This is a genomic window from Candidatus Defluviilinea gracilis, from assembly GCA_016716235.1.
In the GTDB taxonomy this organism is placed as follows: domain Bacteria; phylum Chloroflexota; class Anaerolineae; order Anaerolineales; family Villigracilaceae; genus Defluviilinea; species Defluviilinea gracilis.
The window spans coordinates 1,809,330-1,826,309 of sequence record JADJWS010000001.1; the positions used below are offsets into that span (position 1 = coordinate 1,809,330).

Sequence of the window (16,980 nt, forward strand, 5' to 3'; positions counted from 1 at the left end):
CGTTCTACTTTCCACTCTCTACTCTCTCTTCTCCAACTCCGCCCCTCGACTCGCCACCCCTAGACGAAATATCCGCGCCTCGACTCCCGCCGCCTCGTACGCGCGCTTCATCGCCTCGCCTATAGCATCCCCTTGTGGGACGCCTGCCTCACCCGTGGAAAACGCGATCACACTTGGACCCGCTCCCGACAGCGCGACCGCGCTCGCCCCAGCCTCTTTCGCCGCCTCCATCGCGGACGCCGCGCCAGGGATCAACTTCAACCGATACGGCTGATGCAATTTATCGGTCATCACGTTGCCGAGCAAATCCAAATCTCCATTTCTAAACGCCTCAACGATCAATGCCGTGCGGCTGATATTGTGAATCGCATTCCTCATCGAAACTTTCTTCGGCAATGCCGCGCGCGCTTGTTTGGTGGGGAGGTAGAAATTTGGCAATACGATTGTGACATGCACATTCATCCCAACGGAAATTTGCCGCGCAATAACTTTTCCATCCTCCACCGTGGACACGACCAAGCCTCCCATCATCGCAGGCGCGACGTTATCAGGATGCCCCTCCATTTCACACGCGAGATTCAAAATCTCCTCCCGCGAGAACGGATTCTCCAGCAACGCGTTCCCCGCCAACAACCCCGTCAATATCGCCGCGGACGACGACCCCATCCCCGACGACAACGGGATTCGATTCACGCACTCCGCATGAAACGGCGGCAGCGACTTCCCCACGCGTTCCGCCACCCTCTGCGCCGCGCGGACGAGGAGATTATTTTTTCCCGAAGCGAGTCTCCCCGCGCCCTCGCCTGTCACTTGCACCGAAAATTCTTTCTCCGATGTAATCGTCGTCTCATTCCACAAATCCAATGCCAGACCGAGGGTATCGAACCCTGGTCCCAAGTTGGCAGATGTAGCGGGAACTTTGATGGTGAATTTCATAAACTCTTTTACCACGAAGGACACAAAGTGCACAAAGGAAGATCAAAAGCAAACCAAAAGCAAATCTACGGAAAGGCTTTTCGACCGTCATTCGTTTAAACTTAGTGACCTTCGTGCCCTTTGTGTTTAAAAGGTTTTTCCCAAAATAACCTCTTCCAACGCCTCCAACCTCGGCGGTACGACCAACGGCTTCTGCATATCCCTCGTGATGATCTCGGAATCTTTCAACCCATGCCCCGTGCAAACTGCAACCACCCTCAGTCCCTCCACCTTCAACTTTCCACTTTCTATCTCCGCCGCCAACCCCGCCAACCCCGTCGCCGACGCAGGCTCGACCCAAATCCCCTCAAGTTTTGCCAGCAACTTTTGCATCTCCAAAATTTGCTCGTCGCTCACCGCGATGATTCGCCCCTGCGACTCTTCCGCCGCTTGCAGTGCTTGTTCTCCGCGCGCGGGCTTGCCGATGCGGATCGCCGTCGCGACCGTTTCAGGGTTTTCAACAGCATGTCCCAACACCAACGGAGCCGCGCCCGCCGCTTGAACACCCAACAACTTCGGCAGGGATAGGATTGCGGACTTCAGTCCGCTATTTTGTGGAGACCTCAATTCGCTATCTTGTGACTTCAGCCCGCAATACTGCTTGAACCCCGCCCAATACGATGTGATGTTTCCCGCATTCCCAACAGGCAAACACAACCAATCGGGCGCGGAGCCCAACTCGTCAACAATCTCGAACGCCGCAGTCTTTTGTCCCTCGATGCGATACGGATTGATCGAATTCACCAAACAGATTGGATGCTTGTTCGTGATCTCAACCACCATCGTCAACGCGTCGTCGAACGAGCCATCAATTTGAATCACTTGCGCGCCATAAGCAATTGCGCCCGCGAGTTTCCCCGCCGCCACCTTGCCCTGCGGAATCAACACGATGGATTTCATCCCAGCCCGCGCCGCGTACGCCGCCGCAGATGCGGCAGTGTTGCCTGTCGACGCGCAGATCACCGTCGTTGCGCCGCGCCCCAGCGCTTCGCTCACCGCCGCCGTCATGCCGCGATCTTTGAACGAGCCCGTCGGGTTGAGTCCCTCGTATTTGATGAACAATTCAAACCGCCGTTCTGAGCTTGTCGAAGGCCCGCCGCCGAGGTGCCGCGACAAATTGTCAGCCTTGATTAAAGGCGTCCGCCCCTCGAGCAGGCTGACGGCGCTTGCGGAAGCGTGAGGCGGGAGGTCAAGCAGATGTCCGTACTTGTGGATGAGTCCTTGGTAAGTCATGCCGAAAGTTTAACATAACTTTTGTATACTCTGACACAATGAAATGGATACTGCGGATTTCGTACTGCGTATTGTTGACGGCATGTGCGACCGCCACGCCTCTTTCTACTCCTCAAATTGATTCACCCACCTCAACCTTTCTCGCCCCTCCAGCGGCTCAAATTGCAACGCGCCCATCTCCAACCACAACACCACAATTACAAATTACTACTCCCCAATTACCAACTGAAAGTCTCCAATCTCCAGTCTCCAATTCTTTCACCTCCACACCTCAATTCTCTAATTCTCCAATTCTCGATTGGCAAGACATGCCCATCATCCCAACAAACATTGACCCAAGTTTGCGAAAGGTTTATGAACGCGGTCTGTCCCTCGGCAACGACCCTCACGCGTTTTCATTGTTCGGTGATTGCCAGGCGCGACCTGCTGAATTTTTCGGCGTCTTTGAAACGGACGAATCGTTGTACCAAAGTTTATCCCCCGACTTGCAAGAGACCGTAGACAATTTTCGCGGCTCGTTCAATCGTGAAAGCCCGACCGCGCAAGACGGCACAACCCCAGGCGCGTTGTTATGGATTCAATGGCATCAGGGAAAATTCGATTGCACGTTTGCCGAAACGCCCGTCGAATGCGAACTGCGGATTCACCGCCCGTCGTTCGTCATCATTCAGATCGGTACACATTTCGAATCGCGCAACACGGACTATTTGCGAAGAATTATCGAGCAGTTGCTTGACGAAGGTGTTATCCCCATTCTCGCCACAAAAGCCGACAACCGCGAAAAAGACGAACGCGTCAACCGCGACATGGCTCTGCTCGCCTCTGAATATGATCTGCCGTTATGGAATTTTTGGGCGGCAGTTTCAGACCTCCCCAATCGCGGACTCTACACGCGCGATGACCGCCCCCTGCAAGGCGACATCTACCTCACCGATGAAGCAAGAGGAATCCATCGCATGACCGCCCTCGAAACCTTGAATGTGGTTTGGAGAAGCGTGGCAGGAAAGTGAATCGTTAGCCCCAGCCTGATTTTGGTGATCCGTGTCCGCTCGCCGACACAAGCAGTAACAAACGAGGAACTTGAAATGAACAACCTATCGAACACCCCTTTTGCCACCGTCGCCGAAGCCTACAACCGCAACGCCGACAAATACGACGAATTCATCGAAAACAACCCCAACCTCCAACGGATGCGGCGCAAGGTTTACGCCCACGTCGCCTCGCTACTGCCGAAAAACTCGCATATCCTCGACCTTGCCTGCGGCACAGGCACCGATGCGTTCTGGTTCGCTCAGCATGGCTACACCGTCCACGGCGTGGATATTTCAGACGGCATGTTACAACGCGCCGCTGAAAAAGCAAAACAACTTGGCTTGCAAAACAAAGCCGTCTTCGAACATCTCTCCTACACCGCGCTCGGCAAACTCGGCAAAACCCAATTCGATTGCGCGTTCTCCAACTTCGGCGGCTTGAACTGTGTCGCCGACTTAAAACTTGTCGCCGATGAAGTCCGCCCGGCGCTCAAACCCAACGCCAAAATTATTTGGGCGCTCATGCCGCCCTTCTGCCTGTGGGAATCAGCCATGCTCCTGCGCGGACGATTCAAACTCGCCACGCGCCGCTTTCGCGGGAAGTCCACCGTGCACAAAGAAGGACTCCATTACCCTGTTTACTATTACACGCCCAAACAAGTTGCCCAAGCCTGGGGGGCTGGCTTCCAAATCGAATCGATCCGCGCGTTGTCGGTCGCCACGCCGCCCGCCACCAACAAAGACTTCGCCATCAAACGCCCGCGTATGTTCGACCTCCTCGGCAAACTAGACGACCTGGTCGAATCGAAATTCCCATTCAAATACTGGGGCGACTTCACCATCGTAACTCTTCGGCAAAGATAAAAGCTTGCGCCACGCAGGGCGTAAAGGATCAGAAGGTTTAATACCTACAAAACTTTCGCTTTTACTGTTCTAAGACGGTCTGTGACCGTCGCTTCGCGGATACATACGGCGGTCACAGCCCGCCTGTGAGCGAAAACCCTAACCTATAAACTTGGCGCGCTTCGTGTCTTTTGCTTTGAAATGATATCTCGCCTTCAACGCAACGCCCTCTACCTCCTCCTCGCCCGCATCGCGGCGCAAGCGCTTTCCATCCTGTTCATTGCCCTGCTTGCCCGCCGCCTCGGCGTCGTCCACTTTGGGCAATTCACCTTCATCGCCGCGATCATTTTGCTCGGCAATACCTTCACCAACTTCGGCACCGACACCACCCTCATTCGAGAACTCAACCGCGCGCCCACGCCGCAACTTATCGCGCAGGCGTTCGCGCTACAACTCACACTCTCCGCCTTGTGGGTCATCGCCACATTCATCCTCAAACCCACATCGCCGCTTCTTCTCTATTCTCTTGCTCTTTTCCCACTCGCCCTTTTTTCCATTGCCACCGCCGCCCTCCGCGCGCGCGAACGCATGGATCTGGTCCTTGCCCTCAGCCTCATCCATGGCATTCTTCAACTCCTCGCCGCGTTTTTTTCTTCGGATATCTCCACCCTCATCCTCTCTCTCCTCATCGGACATTTCCTCACCGCCGCCTTTTCCTACCTCCTCTGCCACGCCTCGCTTCCCGACTTCAACCTGGTTCCCTTCCCAAACATTTTTCCCCTCCTCAAACTGACTCTCCCCTTCGCCGCGTTAACGATGCTCCTCGTCCTCTCGCAACGCCTCGGTGTGCTCACCACCTCCATCCTCCTCGGCGACTCAGCCACTGGCATCTTCTCCGCCGCCGCCCGCATCGTAGACGGACTCAAACTTGGGCATTACGCCATCCTTGGCGCGTTGCTCCCCGTTATCTCGCGCCGCGCGCCTGAAGCGGCGCGCTCCTTTCGGATAGGATTTATCCTCCTCATGTTCGTCAGCCTCCTCATGGCGATCATGCTCAGCCTGTTCCCTAAACACATCATCGTCATCCTCTATAGCGACGGCTTCCTCCCCGCTGTCAATCTACTCGCCCTATTCGGCTGGAGCTTGATTCCCTACACAGTTTCCTCGTTCCTCTCCTACCACCTCATTGCTCAGAGACGCGAAACCGTTCTCGTCAAAGCGACAGCTATTTCACTAGCAATATCCATCGCGTTATATCTCTGGCTCATTCCCATGTTGCAAGTTCAAGGCGTCGTCTACGCCGCGCTGATCGGTGAGATAATTCAAGCGGTCATCTTCATCCTCGCAAGCCATCCTGCGACCTTTGACCTGCGACCATAAACGATTGTCTATCGTCGATTGTCCATCGTCCCTAGTCATTACTGCCAAACCATGCCCTCCACATCCCAACCCATCCTCACCCCCGCCACTCTTCTCGCTTATCGTCGCGCCAACGGGCAACTCCCCGAGTTTCCGCCTCCGCGCGCGGTCATCTTTGCCCCGCAACAAAGCCTTGCCAATTATGTCCTGCGAAGGTATTCGGTGAAGCAGGTCAAAGGTTTCCTTGGCGATTTCTATCTCCTCAAACGCGCGAACGGACGCATTGCCCTCTCCACAAACTTCGGCATCGGCTCCCCGGTCATCGGCGGGTTGACCGATGAGTTTGCCGCGCTCGGCGTTCAGCAATTCATATTGATTGGTATGGCTGGCGGATTACAACCCGGGCTTTCCACTGGCAGTCTCGTGATTGCGACGAGCGCGCTTCGCGGCGAGGGCGTCTCGCAACACTATCTTCCGCCGCAGCGGACTGTTGATTCTTCACAGGCGATGGCGCAACGCATCAGTCAAATTCTCGCAAAACAAAATCGATCTCATCAGCTCGGCGTCACGTGGACGACCGACGCTCCCTTTCGTGAATTGCGCAAGGATGTGCTTGAACACCAACAACAGGGAATCCTTACCGTGGAGATGGAAGCGGCGTCGATGCTGGCGGTGGCTAGGGCGAATGAACGCGCAGGCTTGGCGGTGTTCGCTATTGCCGACCAGTTGTATGGAGGCGAGTGGCGCATGGCGTCTGATCTGCGTCCCGCGCAACAAGGGTTATCCATCCTGTTCGATGCGGCGGTGGAAATGTTGACATGAGAAAAAGGTAAATCTTTTCGGGCTGAGGGCGTCTGGGCATATAATCCACAAGACCATGACCGAAGCAAATACTTCACGGTTGGCGAGGTTGCGAAGTCGGGCGCGGGCGGTGTTGCCGTTCGCTTCGGGGGTGTGCGCCGCGTTGTTGGCGATCGGTCTGTTTTATGTTCTTTTCCCATCCAATCAAATTACTCAAACTGAGGTGAACCAGTCGATCGCCGACGCGCTTGCCTCTGCCACGCCGCGCGCCGCATTTTCAGCGGATGTGTATCAGATCATCCTGCCTTCGTTGGTGGCGATAGAGTCGCAGGGACCGAACGCCAACGATAACGAAGATGATTCACTCGGGAGTGGGGTGATCTTTAACGACAGCGGGCAAATTCTCACCAGCCTGCATGTGGTCGAAGGCGCCGCCGAGATTCACATCCTGTTTATGGATGGCAGTGAGTCTGTGGCTGTGGTGGCGGATCAATACCCCGAAATGGATATCGCCGTGTTGCAACCGCAGAGTTTGCCGCCAGTGTGGGCGCCTGCCGTGTTGGGGAATCCCGGCGCAATGCGTATCGGCGATGAGGCGTATGCGGTGGGTCATCCGCTAGGTTTGTTCGCTTCGATGAGTGCCGGCGTGATCTCGGGGTTCGACCGCGAGTTTCACATCCCCGGCAGTAACCGGGAGATCGAAGGGTTGATCCAATTCGACGCGGCGGCTAACCCGGGCAATTCGGGAGGTCCGCTGTTGAATCGCAATGGGCATGTGATCGGTATCGTCACGGGGATCGTCAGCCCGGGAGAGAACGGTTATTTTATTGGGATCGGGTTTGCCGTGCCAATTGGAGCGGCGGCAGGTGGGGGAGGGTCGCCGCCGTATTGAGGTATTGGTAATTGGTAAATAGTAATTGGAGATTAGAGACTGGAGACTGTGGGGAGGTAGAGAATCGGGAGAATTAGAGAATTGTTCGATTCGGTGGTCGAGTAGGGCTGAGCGGACACTGAGCGAAGGCGAAGTGGAAGACGAAGCATTGTAGCCCGTACCGAGACCACAATCACTGGATAGATAGGAGAATTTCATGGCACAAAATTCATCTGAAAACCGAACGCCGATGGAGAAAGTTTTGTACGAGGTGAAGAAGGTCATCGTTGGGCAGGATCATTTGCTCGAACGGATGATCGTGGCGTTGCTGGCGCGCGGACATATTCTCGTTGAGGGTGTGCCGGGGCTGGCGAAGACGATGGCGATCAAGACTCTCGCGGAGGCAATTGGCGGCGAGTTCAAGCGCATCCAATTCACGCCCGATCTTGTCCCTGCCGATCTGGTCGGCACGCGAATCTACAATCAGAAGACGGGCAAATTCGAAACGTCGCTGGGTCCCGTGTTTACGAATCTATTGCTGGCAGATGAGATCAACCGCGCTCCAGCGAAAGTGCAGAGCGCGTTGCTCGAAGTGATGCAAGAGCGGCAAGTGACCATCGGGCGCGAGACGCACACGGTGCCGAATCCGTTTTTGGTGTTGGCGACTCAGAATCCCATTGAGACGGAGGGGACGTACGCGCTCCCCGAAGCGCAAGTGGACCGCTTCATGCTCAAGGTGTTGGTTGGGTACCCGACCTCGACGGAAGAATTCGTCATCGTCGAGCGGATGACTGCCGCATTGCAAGCCGTGCAAAAAGTGTTGACCACCGATCAACTCGTTGCCCTGCAAAAGGAAGTGGACAAAGTGTACGTTGACCCGGCGTTGATGGAATACGCCGTCCGCATGGTGACGGCGACTCGTAAACCATCTGAAGTTGGCTTGAAGGAATTGGAACGCTTCATCATGTTCGGGTCAAGCCCGCGCGCTTCAATCAATTTGATCCTCACCGGTCGCGCGCTCGCCTTCGTGCGCGGACGCAACTATGCCCTGCCTCAAGACGTGTTGGATATGGCGCTCGATGTGATGCGTCATCGCATTGTGTTGTCCTACGAAGCGCTCTCCGAAAATGTGACGGGTGATATTTTGTTGAACAAAATCCTCGACCGTATTCCGATCCCTGTGGTGCCTTTGCATGAACATGTCAACGTCAACAGCAACGCCTGAGCAAGTGTTGCTCCGACTCGATTGGAACGTCATCCGCCGCCTCGACGGGTTGTTGCAGGGCGACTATCGCACGCTGTTCTACGGCTTCGGCGTGGACTTTGCCGACCTGCGCGAATACCAGCCCGGTGACGATATCCGCTACATTGATTGGAACGTCACCGCGCGGATGGATACGCCGTACATTCGGCAATACAACGAAGACCGCGAGATCACCGCGTGGTTCTTGCTTGACCTGAGTCCCTCGGTGGATTTTGGCACGACGCAAACGATGCGCGAAAAACGCACGATGCTCACCGAATTTGTGACCGTCCTTGCAAGACTGCTGACCCGTCACGGGAATCGCGTGGGGGCGATGATGTTCGGGAGCGGAATCCAGCACACGGTCCCGGCGCGAGGCGGGAAAATCCAGGTGCTGCGTCTCATCAACGATATGATGAAACAGCCGCGTCTCTCTCGCGCGCCGTTTACGAGTCTCAAATCCTTTTTCGATAGCGTGTTGAATTCCATCAAACGGCGTTCGCTGGTGTTCGTCATCTCCGATTTCATCAGCGAGCCGGGTTGGGAACGTTCGTTGAGCTTGCTGGGTCAGCGGCATGAGGTGATCGCGGTGCGGCTGTATGATCCGCGCGAGGAGGAGTTGCCCGATGTGGGCATGGTGATGATGGAAGACGCCGAGACGGGCGCGCAGATGTTTGTAGATACGCACGACGCGAAATTTCGCAAACGGTTTTTCGCCGCGGCGCAACAACGCGAGAAAAATTTGAACGAGGCGTTCAGACGCGCGGGCGTGGATGTGTTGTCGCTTTCAACGGAAGACGATCTGGTTCGCTCGATCGTAAAGTTTGCGAAGCAGAGGCAACAGGTTAGGAAAAACTAAAAGTCATGTCACCCTGAGCGATAGCGAAGGGTCTCTCCCGCCCAAACAAGAGACTCTTCGGTCGCAAACCCCGCTCCCTCAGAGTGACATGATTTTTTGAAACTGAGACTGGTCGTCCAATCTCTAGTCTCCAATCTCCGAATTTTATGTCCTTCATCTGGTCATCCCTCCTCTATCTTTTATTACTCGTTCCGTTTTTGGTTTGGGCGTATCAACGAATCCAAAAACAGAAACGCGAAGCCGCCGCGCGCCTGGGGAGTTTCGGCGTGTTGCATGATGCGTCGGGCGGAACATCCAAGCGGCGACAACTCCCCGCGATACTTTTTCTCATTGGCATTACGATCCTCATCCTTTCTTTTGCGCGTCCGCAGGCGAAGATCAGTTTGCCGCGCGTCGAAGGGACGGTCATCCTCACGTTCGATGTGTCGGGTAGCATGTCGGCGGACGACCTCAAACCGACGCGCATGGAAGCCGCAAAAGCCGCCGCGCTCGAATTCGTGGATCAACAACCGACGAGCGTAAAGATCGGCGTAGTCGCGTTCAGCGATGGCGGCATCACCGTGCAAAACCCGACTGGCGAGCGAACTGAAATCATTGACACCATCGAGCGGCTTGTGCCGCGTCGAGGCACATCGGTCGGGAATGGAATTCTCGTTGCGCTCAACACCATCGTGGTGGACGCGGGCGATCCGCCGTTCTTGAGCGCGAATGCCGTCCCCGAAATATCCCAGCCGCAATCGGATACCGCGCCTCAGGCCGACGCGCTTCCTGAAGGCTGGTATCCATACTCGGCGATCGTCCTATTCACCGATGGCGAGAATAACCAGGATCCAGACCCGGTCGCCGCGGCAGACATTGCCGCAAACTTTGGCGTCCGTATTTACACGGTGGGCATCGGCACGCTGGAGGGAGCGACCATTACCGTGGATGGAATCACCGCCCACTCACAATTGAATGAACCGATCCTGCGCGCTCTTTCAGAGACCACCGGCGGAGCGTATTACAACGCGGGCAATGCACAGGATTTACAACGGATCTACCGCGATCTTCAGCCCAAGTTGGCGATCAAACAAGAAGAAATGGAAATCACCTCGATTCTCGCGGGACTGGGGATTCTGTTCTTTCTCCTCGGCGGCGCGTTCTCACTCCTCTGGTTTGGGCGGGTCGCATGAACATGTTGTGGACCTCCGCGTTGTATCTGCTGTTTCTCATCCCGCTCCTCATTCTTGCGTATGTGTGGCTCTTGCGCCGACGCAGGCGCTTCGTCATCCGTTACTCAAGCCTATCGCTGGTGCGGGAAGCGGCGGCGCATCAATCGCAGTGGCGAAGACACGCGCCGTTCATCCTGTTCCTGTTTGCCATTGCCAGTTTGATCCTTGCATTGACCAGACCGACAGCGGATATTGTTGTTCCCTCCAACCGCGCCACGATCATCCTCGCGCTCGATATTTCTCGCAGTATGTGTTCGACGGATATTCCTCCGAACCGCTTGATCGCCGCCCAGGAAGCCGCGACTGAATTTGTTCAGAGCCGAAACGAAGATGCCCAGATCGGCATCGTGGCTTTTGCTGGCTTTGCCGAACTTGTCCAACCGCCCACAAAAGACAGGGATTTGCTCGTCAACGCGATCGCGAATCTTCTTCCCGCGCGCCGCACGGCGATCGGGAGCGCCATCCTCCGCTCCATCGACGCCATTGCTGAAATTGACAGCCGCATCCCCTCGACACTATCGGACTCTGCCCCGCAACCCCTGCCCAAAGGGGAGTTCGCGCCGCATATCATCGTCCTGCTCACCGATGGCTCGAACAACGCGGGACCCACTCCGTTCAATGCCGCAAACCAGGCGGCGGCGCGCGGCATTCGCGTGTACACAATTGGTTTCGGAACAGTCAATAACACATCTCCAATGAACTGCGGCGACGCGTTTTCAGAAATCGATCCATTCGGGGGACCAGGCTTTGGGCTGGGTTTTGGCGGCGGCGGGGGCGGAGGCTTCCGCAGGGAACTGGATGAGGTCACATTGAAGCAGGTCGCCGATATGACGGGCGGCGCCTATTACGCGGCGACCAGCGCGCGCGAACTGCAAGATGTATTCCGCAACCTGCCCACCTATCTTGTCGTCACGCGCGAAACAACCGAGATCAGCGCCTTCTTCAACGCGCTTGGCTTGCTGTTATTCCTACTTGCGGGATTCCTTTCGTTGAGGTGGAATCCGGTCTTGTAATGGCGGGAAAATTCTCGGCTATACTTTCGGCTATGAATGAACAACAAAAATATTTTTGGGCGGGCGTTCGGTCCGAGATTCCCCTATTGGTCGGCGTCTTTCCCTTCGGCATGATCTACGGCGTGCTTGCCATGGATGCCGGGCTGTCCACCGCCGCGGCGCAGATGATGTCTCCGATGGTGTTTGCGGGTTCGGCGCAGTTCATCACCACCCAACTTGTGAGGGATTCCGCGCCGGGCTTCGTCATCGTATTAACGATCGCCGTGGTGAACTTGCGGCACATGCTCTATTCCGCTTCGCTCGCCCCTCATCTTGCTTCTCTTCCCACACGCTGGAAGGCGCTTTTGAGTTACCTGCTCACCGACGAGGCGTACGCTCCGAGCATCTTTCATTATGAAAATGAAGGCGTCCAACCGTTCAGTCATTGGTTTCTGTTCGGCGCGGGGGCGGCGCTGTGGACGATCTGGCAGATCAGCACCGCGTTGGGAATTTTTCTCGGCGCGGCGATCCCCGATTCGTGGTCGCTGGATTTTGCGCTCCCGCTCACGTTCATCGCGATGGTCGTGCCGGTCTTGAAAGATCGCCCGGCAGTGGCGGCGGCGTTATCGGCGGGATGCGCCGCGCTTGTCGCGTACTCGCTTCCGTATAAATTAGGTTTGATCGTCGCCGCGTTGGTCGGCATCGCCGTTGGAACTTATTTGGAGGAGAGAAGGTGACAGTCGCTTTTAAGTGACTGTCACCTTTGTGAGGTAAGCAATGAATATTTGGCTTGTGATGTTACTGGGCGGCCTGATCACGTTTGGGACACGCTTCAGCCTTATCTACGCGTTCGGCAAATTCCACATCCCGGAAGCGTTGCGGAAGGCGTTGCGCTACGTTCCCCCAGCAGTGCTGTCTGCCATTGTGTTTCCGGAGTTATTCATCCGCTCCAATCGTCTTGAGCTTTCGCTGGATAACCATCGCCTGCTGGCAGGGTTGTTTGCGACGATCGTTGCGTGGGCGAGCAGGAATACGCTGATCACCATCCTGGCAGGGATGGTTGCGTTGTTCGTCTTGCAGGTTGTTCTGCGATAGGATTACACGTAGATCGTGTAGATCTGGTTATCCCCGTCGCGTTTGGCAAGGGCAAGCGCTTCGCGCGTGGTACTCATCAACGCTTCGATCTCGGTGGAGGCGGTAATGCGCCCGGAGGAAACGATTCCCACACTCAAGTTGACCTTTAACTCGGTGTCGTCCAGCAAGGTTACTTTGGTGTTGGCAATGCCTTTGAGGATGCGCTCTGATACCTTTTCCGCTTCCGCGCCAACCACGCCCGGCAGGATGAGGATGAAGATATCGCCTTCGTAGCGACCCAGCCCGTCGTAGGGTCTGCTCTTATCGCGAATCCCTTGCGAGATGAGAGATAACACATCGTTCCCGATGCTTTTGCCATGCTGGTCGACGATGGCTTTGAAATTTTCAGCCTGAAAGGCGATCAGGCTGAGCGAAGCCTGGTTGCGGCGGGCGCGTTCCAACTCGCCGCGCGCCAGGTTGATGAAGGCCATCTGGTTCAAGGCGCCGGTCAGGTTGTCGAGCATGGCGGTGTGATCGAGCGTATCCTTCGCCTGCACAAGACGGTCGCCCAGGCTGAGGATGCGTTCGCCGATATTCACACGCGATTTTAATTCCACCGGCACGATCGGCTTGCGCAAATAATCATCCGCGCCGGTGCGCGGGGTGGTCACGTCCGATTCCTGCACTTTTTGCGTGATGAGCAGGATGTAAATGTAATAAGGGGGGCGCGCATCGCGCACGCGGCGGATAAAACCCCGTTCGTCGATGTCGGTGCCGATGCGGTCGGCGATGACAAAGCGGATCTCCTCGCTGTGCAGAAGTTTCCAGGCGGTGTCGCTATTTTCCGCGATCACAACCTCATGACCATTCACCTGTAACACCTGCTGAATGACCGTTCGTTCCATAAGATCGTTGTTGACGACGAGAATCTTCATTCGGCTCCTGATTTCGATTGATTATATCCCACTCCCCTCGTAGAATCCGCTCGTGTTGACAAACATATCCTCCCATAGTAATATTTGCGGCGCTCTCACCCCGCCGAGGTAGCTCAGTGGTAGAGCAGGGGACTCATAAGCCCTTGGTCGGGAGTCCGAATCTCCCCCTCGGCACTACAAAAATAAGTGGGACACTCTTCTTATGTATGGTGGTCTCTAGACAAAGGAGATCACCATGTATGCTTTAAAAACGCAAGACCAAGGGCTTATCACACTTTCCCAGCAGGATTATTTGCCCATTCTGGTTGATTCTTTTCTGATCGACCGCAGATCACAAAGGCTTTCTCCCGAAACCATTGAACTGTATACCAAGAAGCTGCAATACTTTCTAAAGTATTGTGAATGTCAGGCATTGACGCAAGTTTCTCAAATCACACCAGATTTTATCCGTCGGTATCTACTTGAACTCTCCGAGACGCACAATCCCGGCGGTGTACATGCTTGCTTCCGTCCACTGCGGACCATGCTGTATTGGATCGAAGAGGAAGAGATCATGCCTGAGGGTTGGAAGAACCCGATTCGTAAAATCAAAGCGCCGAAACTGCCGACTGATCCCATCGAGCCCATCCAGATCGAGGAAATCCATGAACTTCTGAAAACCTGCCAAAGCAATTACTCCGGAGTCCGCGACAAGGCGATGATGCTGGGATTGCTGGATACTGGCGCTCGCGCGAAAGAATTCCTGAACATCAACCTGGAAGATGTGGACATGGCAACCGGAGCGGTGATGATCCGTCAGAGCAAAGGGCGTAAGCCGCGCATGGTGTTCCTGGGACGAAAGACCATTAGGGCAATTCGTGGGTACCTTCGCTACCGGCATGACAACTTCCCTGCCATGTGGGTCTCCATTCACGGCGAGAGGATGACCTATGCCGCGTTACGCTGTCTGCTACGCCGGTGCGCGGAAAAGGTCGGACTGAAATCCATTCCCACTCCGCACGATTTCCGGCGGGCGTTTGCCTTGGTGATGTTGCGTAACGGCGTGGATATCTTTGCCCTGCAAAAACTGATGGGACATTCCGACCTGCAGATTTTGCGGCGTTATCTGGCACAGACCGATCAGGATATTCACACTGCCCACATGCGAGGTAGTCCGGTGGATAGCAATCTTTAGACAAGTCAAGAAGGAAGTTGTGATCTGTGCTTCGTAGGTAGCAGCCATGCATATTTTCTGGTATAGTAGGCTTGTTTCGTAAAACGGCACTATTTATGGAAAAGTGCCATTTTACGAAAGAGGTTACTATGAAAAATACTTATACTCAATTGCATCTCCCGGAATTGAAATCTACCTTTTCTGAGCATGTTTCCATTGCCAAAAATGAGTTGAGGAGCTTTTATCGGATGCGTACAGATGATTTCAATGAGCAATTTTTTAGGCGAGCTCTGTATGCTCTGGAGAAGGAACAGATCCTCGTTCCGCTGGGATCTGGGATGTATGCGTTTAAAGAACAAGAAGTTAAAAAGAGAAAGTTTCTTTATTCACCTTCTAAGGAGCTTTCTTCGATCCATCAAATCATTCAAAAGACGTTTCCATACCTGGACTACTTATGCTGGGAAACAATGATACTGCATGAGTTCATGACCCATCAACCCGGGCAAAACTTAATTCTTGTCGAAACTGACAAAGATGCGTGCGAGTCAGTTTTTAACCGATTGATGGAAAAACATACAGGCCGGGTTTTTCTGGATCCCAGTCGAAGCCTGATGGAGAATTATATCCTTCCACAAGCAAGTCCAATCATTGTGTTGCCTTTGACTTCAGAGGCGCCTCGCACGACACATAACAATATCCCTTTTCCAAAATTGGAGAAGACCCTTGTGGATATCCTGGTAGACAAAAACATATTCTTTGCCTTCCAAGGCGCGGAATTATCAAATATCTACGAAAACGCTTTTAATACTTATTGGTTGAATCAAAGGACTATGTTTCGATATGCCCGCCGCAGGAAGGCTGGGAAGACATTACAGGAATTTATACAAACTAAAACAGGAATACAACTCGAAATGCAACGGAAAAGCAAACAATGATCTCGAATCAATCCCGGACCAAAGAATGGATCATGCAGACTCGGAAGATTGCGGCCGGCAAGGATCCGATCTTGATCGAAAAGATGATCATGGCCTTGACCCTAGTCGAAAACCTGCGGTTGAGTGGACTAGATTTCATTTTTAAGGGCGGCACATGCCTGACACTATTGCTCGGAAAGCCGAGTCGATTCTCTATTGACATTGACATTGTCCTTCCCAAATCGCAAAACCTCCTTCTGTTTTTTGAATCGGTAATTGATCAGGGTGCTTTCTACCGTTATGAGGAGAATCGTCGCCCCGGCGAGTTACCCAAACAACACTACAAGTTCTTTTTTCACTCCATGATACAGAACAAAGAAAGTCGTGTGTTGCTGGATATCTTGTTTGATGAAAATCCATACCCACAATTACAGAAAGTAAACATAGACATACCCATTCTTTCGGTTGAAGGACAGATAACCGATGTAGTTTGTCCTGTGGTGGAGTGCTTAATAGGAGATAAGTTGACAGCTTTCGCTCCCAATACCACCGGAATTCAATATGGGTTGGGAAAAGACATTGAAATGGCGAAGCAGCTTTTCGATATTGGTGCATTGTTTGATGTTGTTTCTGATGTTGATCTCATATGCAAGACTTTTGAATGGACGGCCACAAAAGAGTTGTCTTATCGTGGAATGCCCGAGCTTACTCCCACAGATGTTCTCCTGGATTCGTTTCAGACAGCCTGTTTGATTGGTACACGTGGAGCAATTGCCGGTGGAGAGTATATCGAATTAGCAAGCGGAATCAAGAAACTGGTTGCTTTTGTTTACTCGGCGAACTTTACGATAGACACTGCTATTGTTTGCGCATCAAAGGTCGTGTATTTGGCTGGACTTATCTCGACACAAAGTACCAGTATTGAGAGATTCCAAAGAAATATTGACATTTCATCATGGGGTATTTCCAAGGCTGAATACGGCAGACTCAATAAACTGAAGAAAACAAGTCCGGAAGCTTTCTTCTACTTTTACCAAGGGATCAAACTGCTGGAACTATCTGAGAATAAGTAATCATTTATGGTGCCTCATAACAAAATAGAAAACAGTATGACCTCAATTATTCACCCGGCGTATTGGGTATAAAAAGATTTCAACAAAGGCAATCGTCCAGCAAGAACGCTTACTCATTTCTATAAAGGAAAACCATGACTACGCTACAAATCCGTCGCAAGGGAACTGCCGCTCTTCCTGCCAGTCTGCGTAAAAAATACAAACTGGAGGAAGGTCAAATATTGACACTCATTGATCTTGGCGAGGATACGATTTTGCTTACGACAAAAGTCTCGCAGGTGGACAAACTGGCTGATCAAATCGCTGAGGGATTTAACCATGAACATATTACTTTTGATGATTTGTTACAGGCACTGGATGAAGTACGCAAAACTTACACTTGAGACCCTCGTATAGAAATTCTGGACTGGGGA

General features: G+C 53.6%; 18 protein-coding genes and 1 tRNA gene. 16 read left to right on the top strand and 3 right to left on the bottom strand.

The features are described 5' to 3' along the window. Positions 1-18: 18 nt before the first annotated feature. Positions 19-936 carry a homoserine kinase gene (locus IPM31_08465; protein MBK9007016.1) on the bottom strand — a complete coding sequence of 306 codons (918 nt, stop codon included), beginning with the start codon at positions 934-936 and terminating at the stop codon, positions 19-21. Positions 937-1,062: 126 nt separating this feature from the next. Further along, positions 1,063-2,208 (bottom strand): threonine synthase, encoded by a 1,146-nt coding sequence (locus tag IPM31_08470; GenBank protein ID MBK9007017.1) that lies wholly within the window; start codon positions 2,206-2,208, stop codon positions 1,063-1,065. 38 nt (positions 2,209-2,246) lie between these two features. Between IPM31_08470 and IPM31_08475 the strand changes: the two genes are divergently transcribed. The 11 genes from IPM31_08475 (at position 2,247) to IPM31_08525 (ending at position 12,513) form a co-directional block, all read left to right on the top strand. Next, positions 2,247-3,218 (top strand): hypothetical protein, encoded by a 972-nt coding sequence (locus IPM31_08475; protein MBK9007018.1) that lies wholly within the window; start codon positions 2,247-2,249, stop codon positions 3,216-3,218. 75 nt (positions 3,219-3,293) lie between these two features. Further along, complete coding sequence (locus IPM31_08480; protein MBK9007019.1) at positions 3,294-4,103, top strand: class I SAM-dependent methyltransferase; 810 nt, start codon at positions 3,294-3,296, stop codon at positions 4,101-4,103. Positions 4,104-4,283: 180 nt separating this feature from the next. Beyond that, positions 4,284-5,462, top strand: coding sequence for an oligosaccharide flippase family protein (locus tag IPM31_08485; protein MBK9007020.1), 1,179 nt, complete (start codon positions 4,284-4,286; stop codon positions 5,460-5,462). Positions 5,463-5,513: 51 nt separating this feature from the next. Further along, on the top strand, positions 5,514-6,263 hold the full coding sequence (locus IPM31_08490; protein MBK9007021.1) for a nucleoside phosphorylase: 750 nt from the start codon (positions 5,514-5,516) through the stop codon (positions 6,261-6,263). A 55-nt stretch (positions 6,264-6,318) separates the two neighbouring features. Continuing rightward, positions 6,319-7,134: a trypsin-like peptidase domain-containing protein gene (locus tag IPM31_08495; GenBank protein MBK9007022.1), complete on the top strand. Its 816-nt coding sequence runs from the start codon at positions 6,319-6,321 to the stop codon at positions 7,132-7,134. Positions 7,135-7,330: 196 nt separating this feature from the next. After that, positions 7,331-8,338: a MoxR family ATPase gene (locus IPM31_08500; GenBank protein MBK9007023.1), complete on the top strand. Its 1,008-nt coding sequence runs from the start codon at positions 7,331-7,333 to the stop codon at positions 8,336-8,338. Next, complete coding sequence (locus IPM31_08505) at positions 8,307-9,215, top strand: DUF58 domain-containing protein (GenBank protein ID MBK9007024.1); 909 nt, start codon at positions 8,307-8,309, stop codon at positions 9,213-9,215. The genes IPM31_08500 and IPM31_08505 overlap by 32 nt, the downstream gene beginning before the upstream one ends. A gap of 146 nt (positions 9,216-9,361) precedes the next feature. Beyond that, entirely contained in the window at positions 9,362-10,387 is a 1,026-nt protein-coding gene (locus IPM31_08510) for a VWA domain-containing protein (protein MBK9007025.1), read from the top strand. Continuing rightward, entirely contained in the window at positions 10,384-11,439 is a 1,056-nt protein-coding gene (locus IPM31_08515; protein MBK9007026.1) for a VWA domain-containing protein, read from the top strand. The genes IPM31_08510 and IPM31_08515 overlap by 4 nt, the downstream gene beginning before the upstream one ends. 32 nt (positions 11,440-11,471) lie before the next feature. After that, positions 11,472-12,155: an AzlC family ABC transporter permease gene (locus IPM31_08520; GenBank protein MBK9007027.1), complete on the top strand. Its 684-nt coding sequence runs from the start codon at positions 11,472-11,474 to the stop codon at positions 12,153-12,155. Positions 12,156-12,195: 40 nt separating this feature from the next. Then, a complete protein-coding gene (locus IPM31_08525; GenBank protein MBK9007028.1) occupies positions 12,196-12,513 on the top strand; it encodes an AzlD domain-containing protein in 318 nt (105 codons plus the stop codon). Between the two features lie 2 nt (positions 12,514-12,515). Here IPM31_08525 and IPM31_08530 read toward each other — a convergent pair whose 3' ends face one another. Continuing rightward, positions 12,516-13,427, bottom strand: coding sequence for a diguanylate cyclase (locus tag IPM31_08530; GenBank protein MBK9007029.1), 912 nt, complete (start codon positions 13,425-13,427; stop codon positions 12,516-12,518). A 102-nt stretch (positions 13,428-13,529) separates the two neighbouring features. On the opposite strand from IPM31_08530, the gene IPM31_08535 reads away from it, so the two are divergent. The 5 genes from IPM31_08535 to IPM31_08555 all read left to right on the top strand — a co-directional run bounded on the left by IPM31_08535 (position 13,530) and on the right by IPM31_08555 (position 16,950). Further along, a tRNA-Met gene (locus IPM31_08535) sits at positions 13,530-13,601 on the top strand. A gap of 61 nt (positions 13,602-13,662) precedes the next feature. After that, entirely contained in the window at positions 13,663-14,601 is a 939-nt protein-coding gene (locus tag IPM31_08540; protein MBK9007030.1) for a tyrosine-type recombinase/integrase, read from the top strand. Positions 14,602-14,729: 128 nt separating this feature from the next. Further along, positions 14,730-15,515, top strand: coding sequence for a hypothetical protein (locus IPM31_08545; protein MBK9007031.1), 786 nt, complete (start codon positions 14,730-14,732; stop codon positions 15,513-15,515). A gap of 71 nt (positions 15,516-15,586) precedes the next feature. Continuing rightward, positions 15,587-16,567 (top strand): nucleotidyl transferase AbiEii/AbiGii toxin family protein, encoded by a 981-nt coding sequence (locus IPM31_08550; GenBank protein ID MBK9007032.1) that lies wholly within the window; start codon positions 15,587-15,589, stop codon positions 16,565-16,567. A gap of 134 nt (positions 16,568-16,701) precedes the next feature. Further along, on the top strand, positions 16,702-16,950 hold the full coding sequence (locus IPM31_08555; protein MBK9007033.1) for a hypothetical protein: 249 nt from the start codon (positions 16,702-16,704) through the stop codon (positions 16,948-16,950). The last annotated feature ends 30 nt before the right edge of the window (positions 16,951-16,980 follow it).

What these genes read in the sequence shown, in the direction of transcription:
- IPM31_08475 (MBK9007018.1), top strand. Translation starts at nt 2,247, where the DNA reads ATGAAATGGATACTGCGGATTTCGTACTGCGTATTGTTGACGGCATGT.
- IPM31_08495 (MBK9007022.1), top strand. Translation starts at nt 6,319, where the DNA reads ATGACCGAAGCAAATACTTCACGGTTGGCGAGGTTGCGAAGTCGGGCG.
- IPM31_08555 (MBK9007033.1), top strand. Translation starts at nt 16,702, where the DNA reads ATGACTACGCTACAAATCCGTCGCAAGGGAACTGCCGCTCTTCCTGCC.
- IPM31_08505 (MBK9007024.1), top strand. Translation starts at nt 8,307, where the DNA reads ATGAACATGTCAACGTCAACAGCAACGCCTGAGCAAGTGTTGCTCCGA.
- IPM31_08545 (MBK9007031.1), top strand. Translation starts at nt 14,730, where the DNA reads ATGAAAAATACTTATACTCAATTGCATCTCCCGGAATTGAAATCTACC.
- IPM31_08490 (MBK9007021.1), top strand. Translation starts at nt 5,514, where the DNA reads ATGCCCTCCACATCCCAACCCATCCTCACCCCCGCCACTCTTCTCGCT.
- IPM31_08500 (MBK9007023.1), top strand. Translation starts at nt 7,331, where the DNA reads ATGGCACAAAATTCATCTGAAAACCGAACGCCGATGGAGAAAGTTTTG.
- IPM31_08530 (MBK9007029.1), bottom strand. Translation starts at nt 13,427, where the DNA reads ATGAAGATTCTCGTCGTCAACAACGATCTTATGGAACGAACGGTCATT.
- IPM31_08485 (MBK9007020.1), top strand. Translation starts at nt 4,284, where the DNA reads ATGATATCTCGCCTTCAACGCAACGCCCTCTACCTCCTCCTCGCCCGC.
- IPM31_08520 (MBK9007027.1), top strand. Translation starts at nt 11,472, where the DNA reads ATGAATGAACAACAAAAATATTTTTGGGCGGGCGTTCGGTCCGAGATT.
- IPM31_08525 (MBK9007028.1), top strand. Translation starts at nt 12,196, where the DNA reads ATGAATATTTGGCTTGTGATGTTACTGGGCGGCCTGATCACGTTTGGG.
- IPM31_08540 (MBK9007030.1), top strand. Translation starts at nt 13,663, where the DNA reads ATGTATGCTTTAAAAACGCAAGACCAAGGGCTTATCACACTTTCCCAG.
- IPM31_08480 (MBK9007019.1), top strand. Translation starts at nt 3,294, where the DNA reads ATGAACAACCTATCGAACACCCCTTTTGCCACCGTCGCCGAAGCCTAC.
- IPM31_08515 (MBK9007026.1), top strand. Translation starts at nt 10,384, where the DNA reads ATGAACATGTTGTGGACCTCCGCGTTGTATCTGCTGTTTCTCATCCCG.
- IPM31_08470 (MBK9007017.1), bottom strand. Translation starts at nt 2,208, where the DNA reads ATGACTTACCAAGGACTCATCCACAAGTACGGACATCTGCTTGACCTC.
- IPM31_08465 (MBK9007016.1), bottom strand. Translation starts at nt 936, where the DNA reads ATGAAATTCACCATCAAAGTTCCCGCTACATCTGCCAACTTGGGACCA.
- IPM31_08510 (MBK9007025.1), top strand. Translation starts at nt 9,362, where the DNA reads ATGTCCTTCATCTGGTCATCCCTCCTCTATCTTTTATTACTCGTTCCG.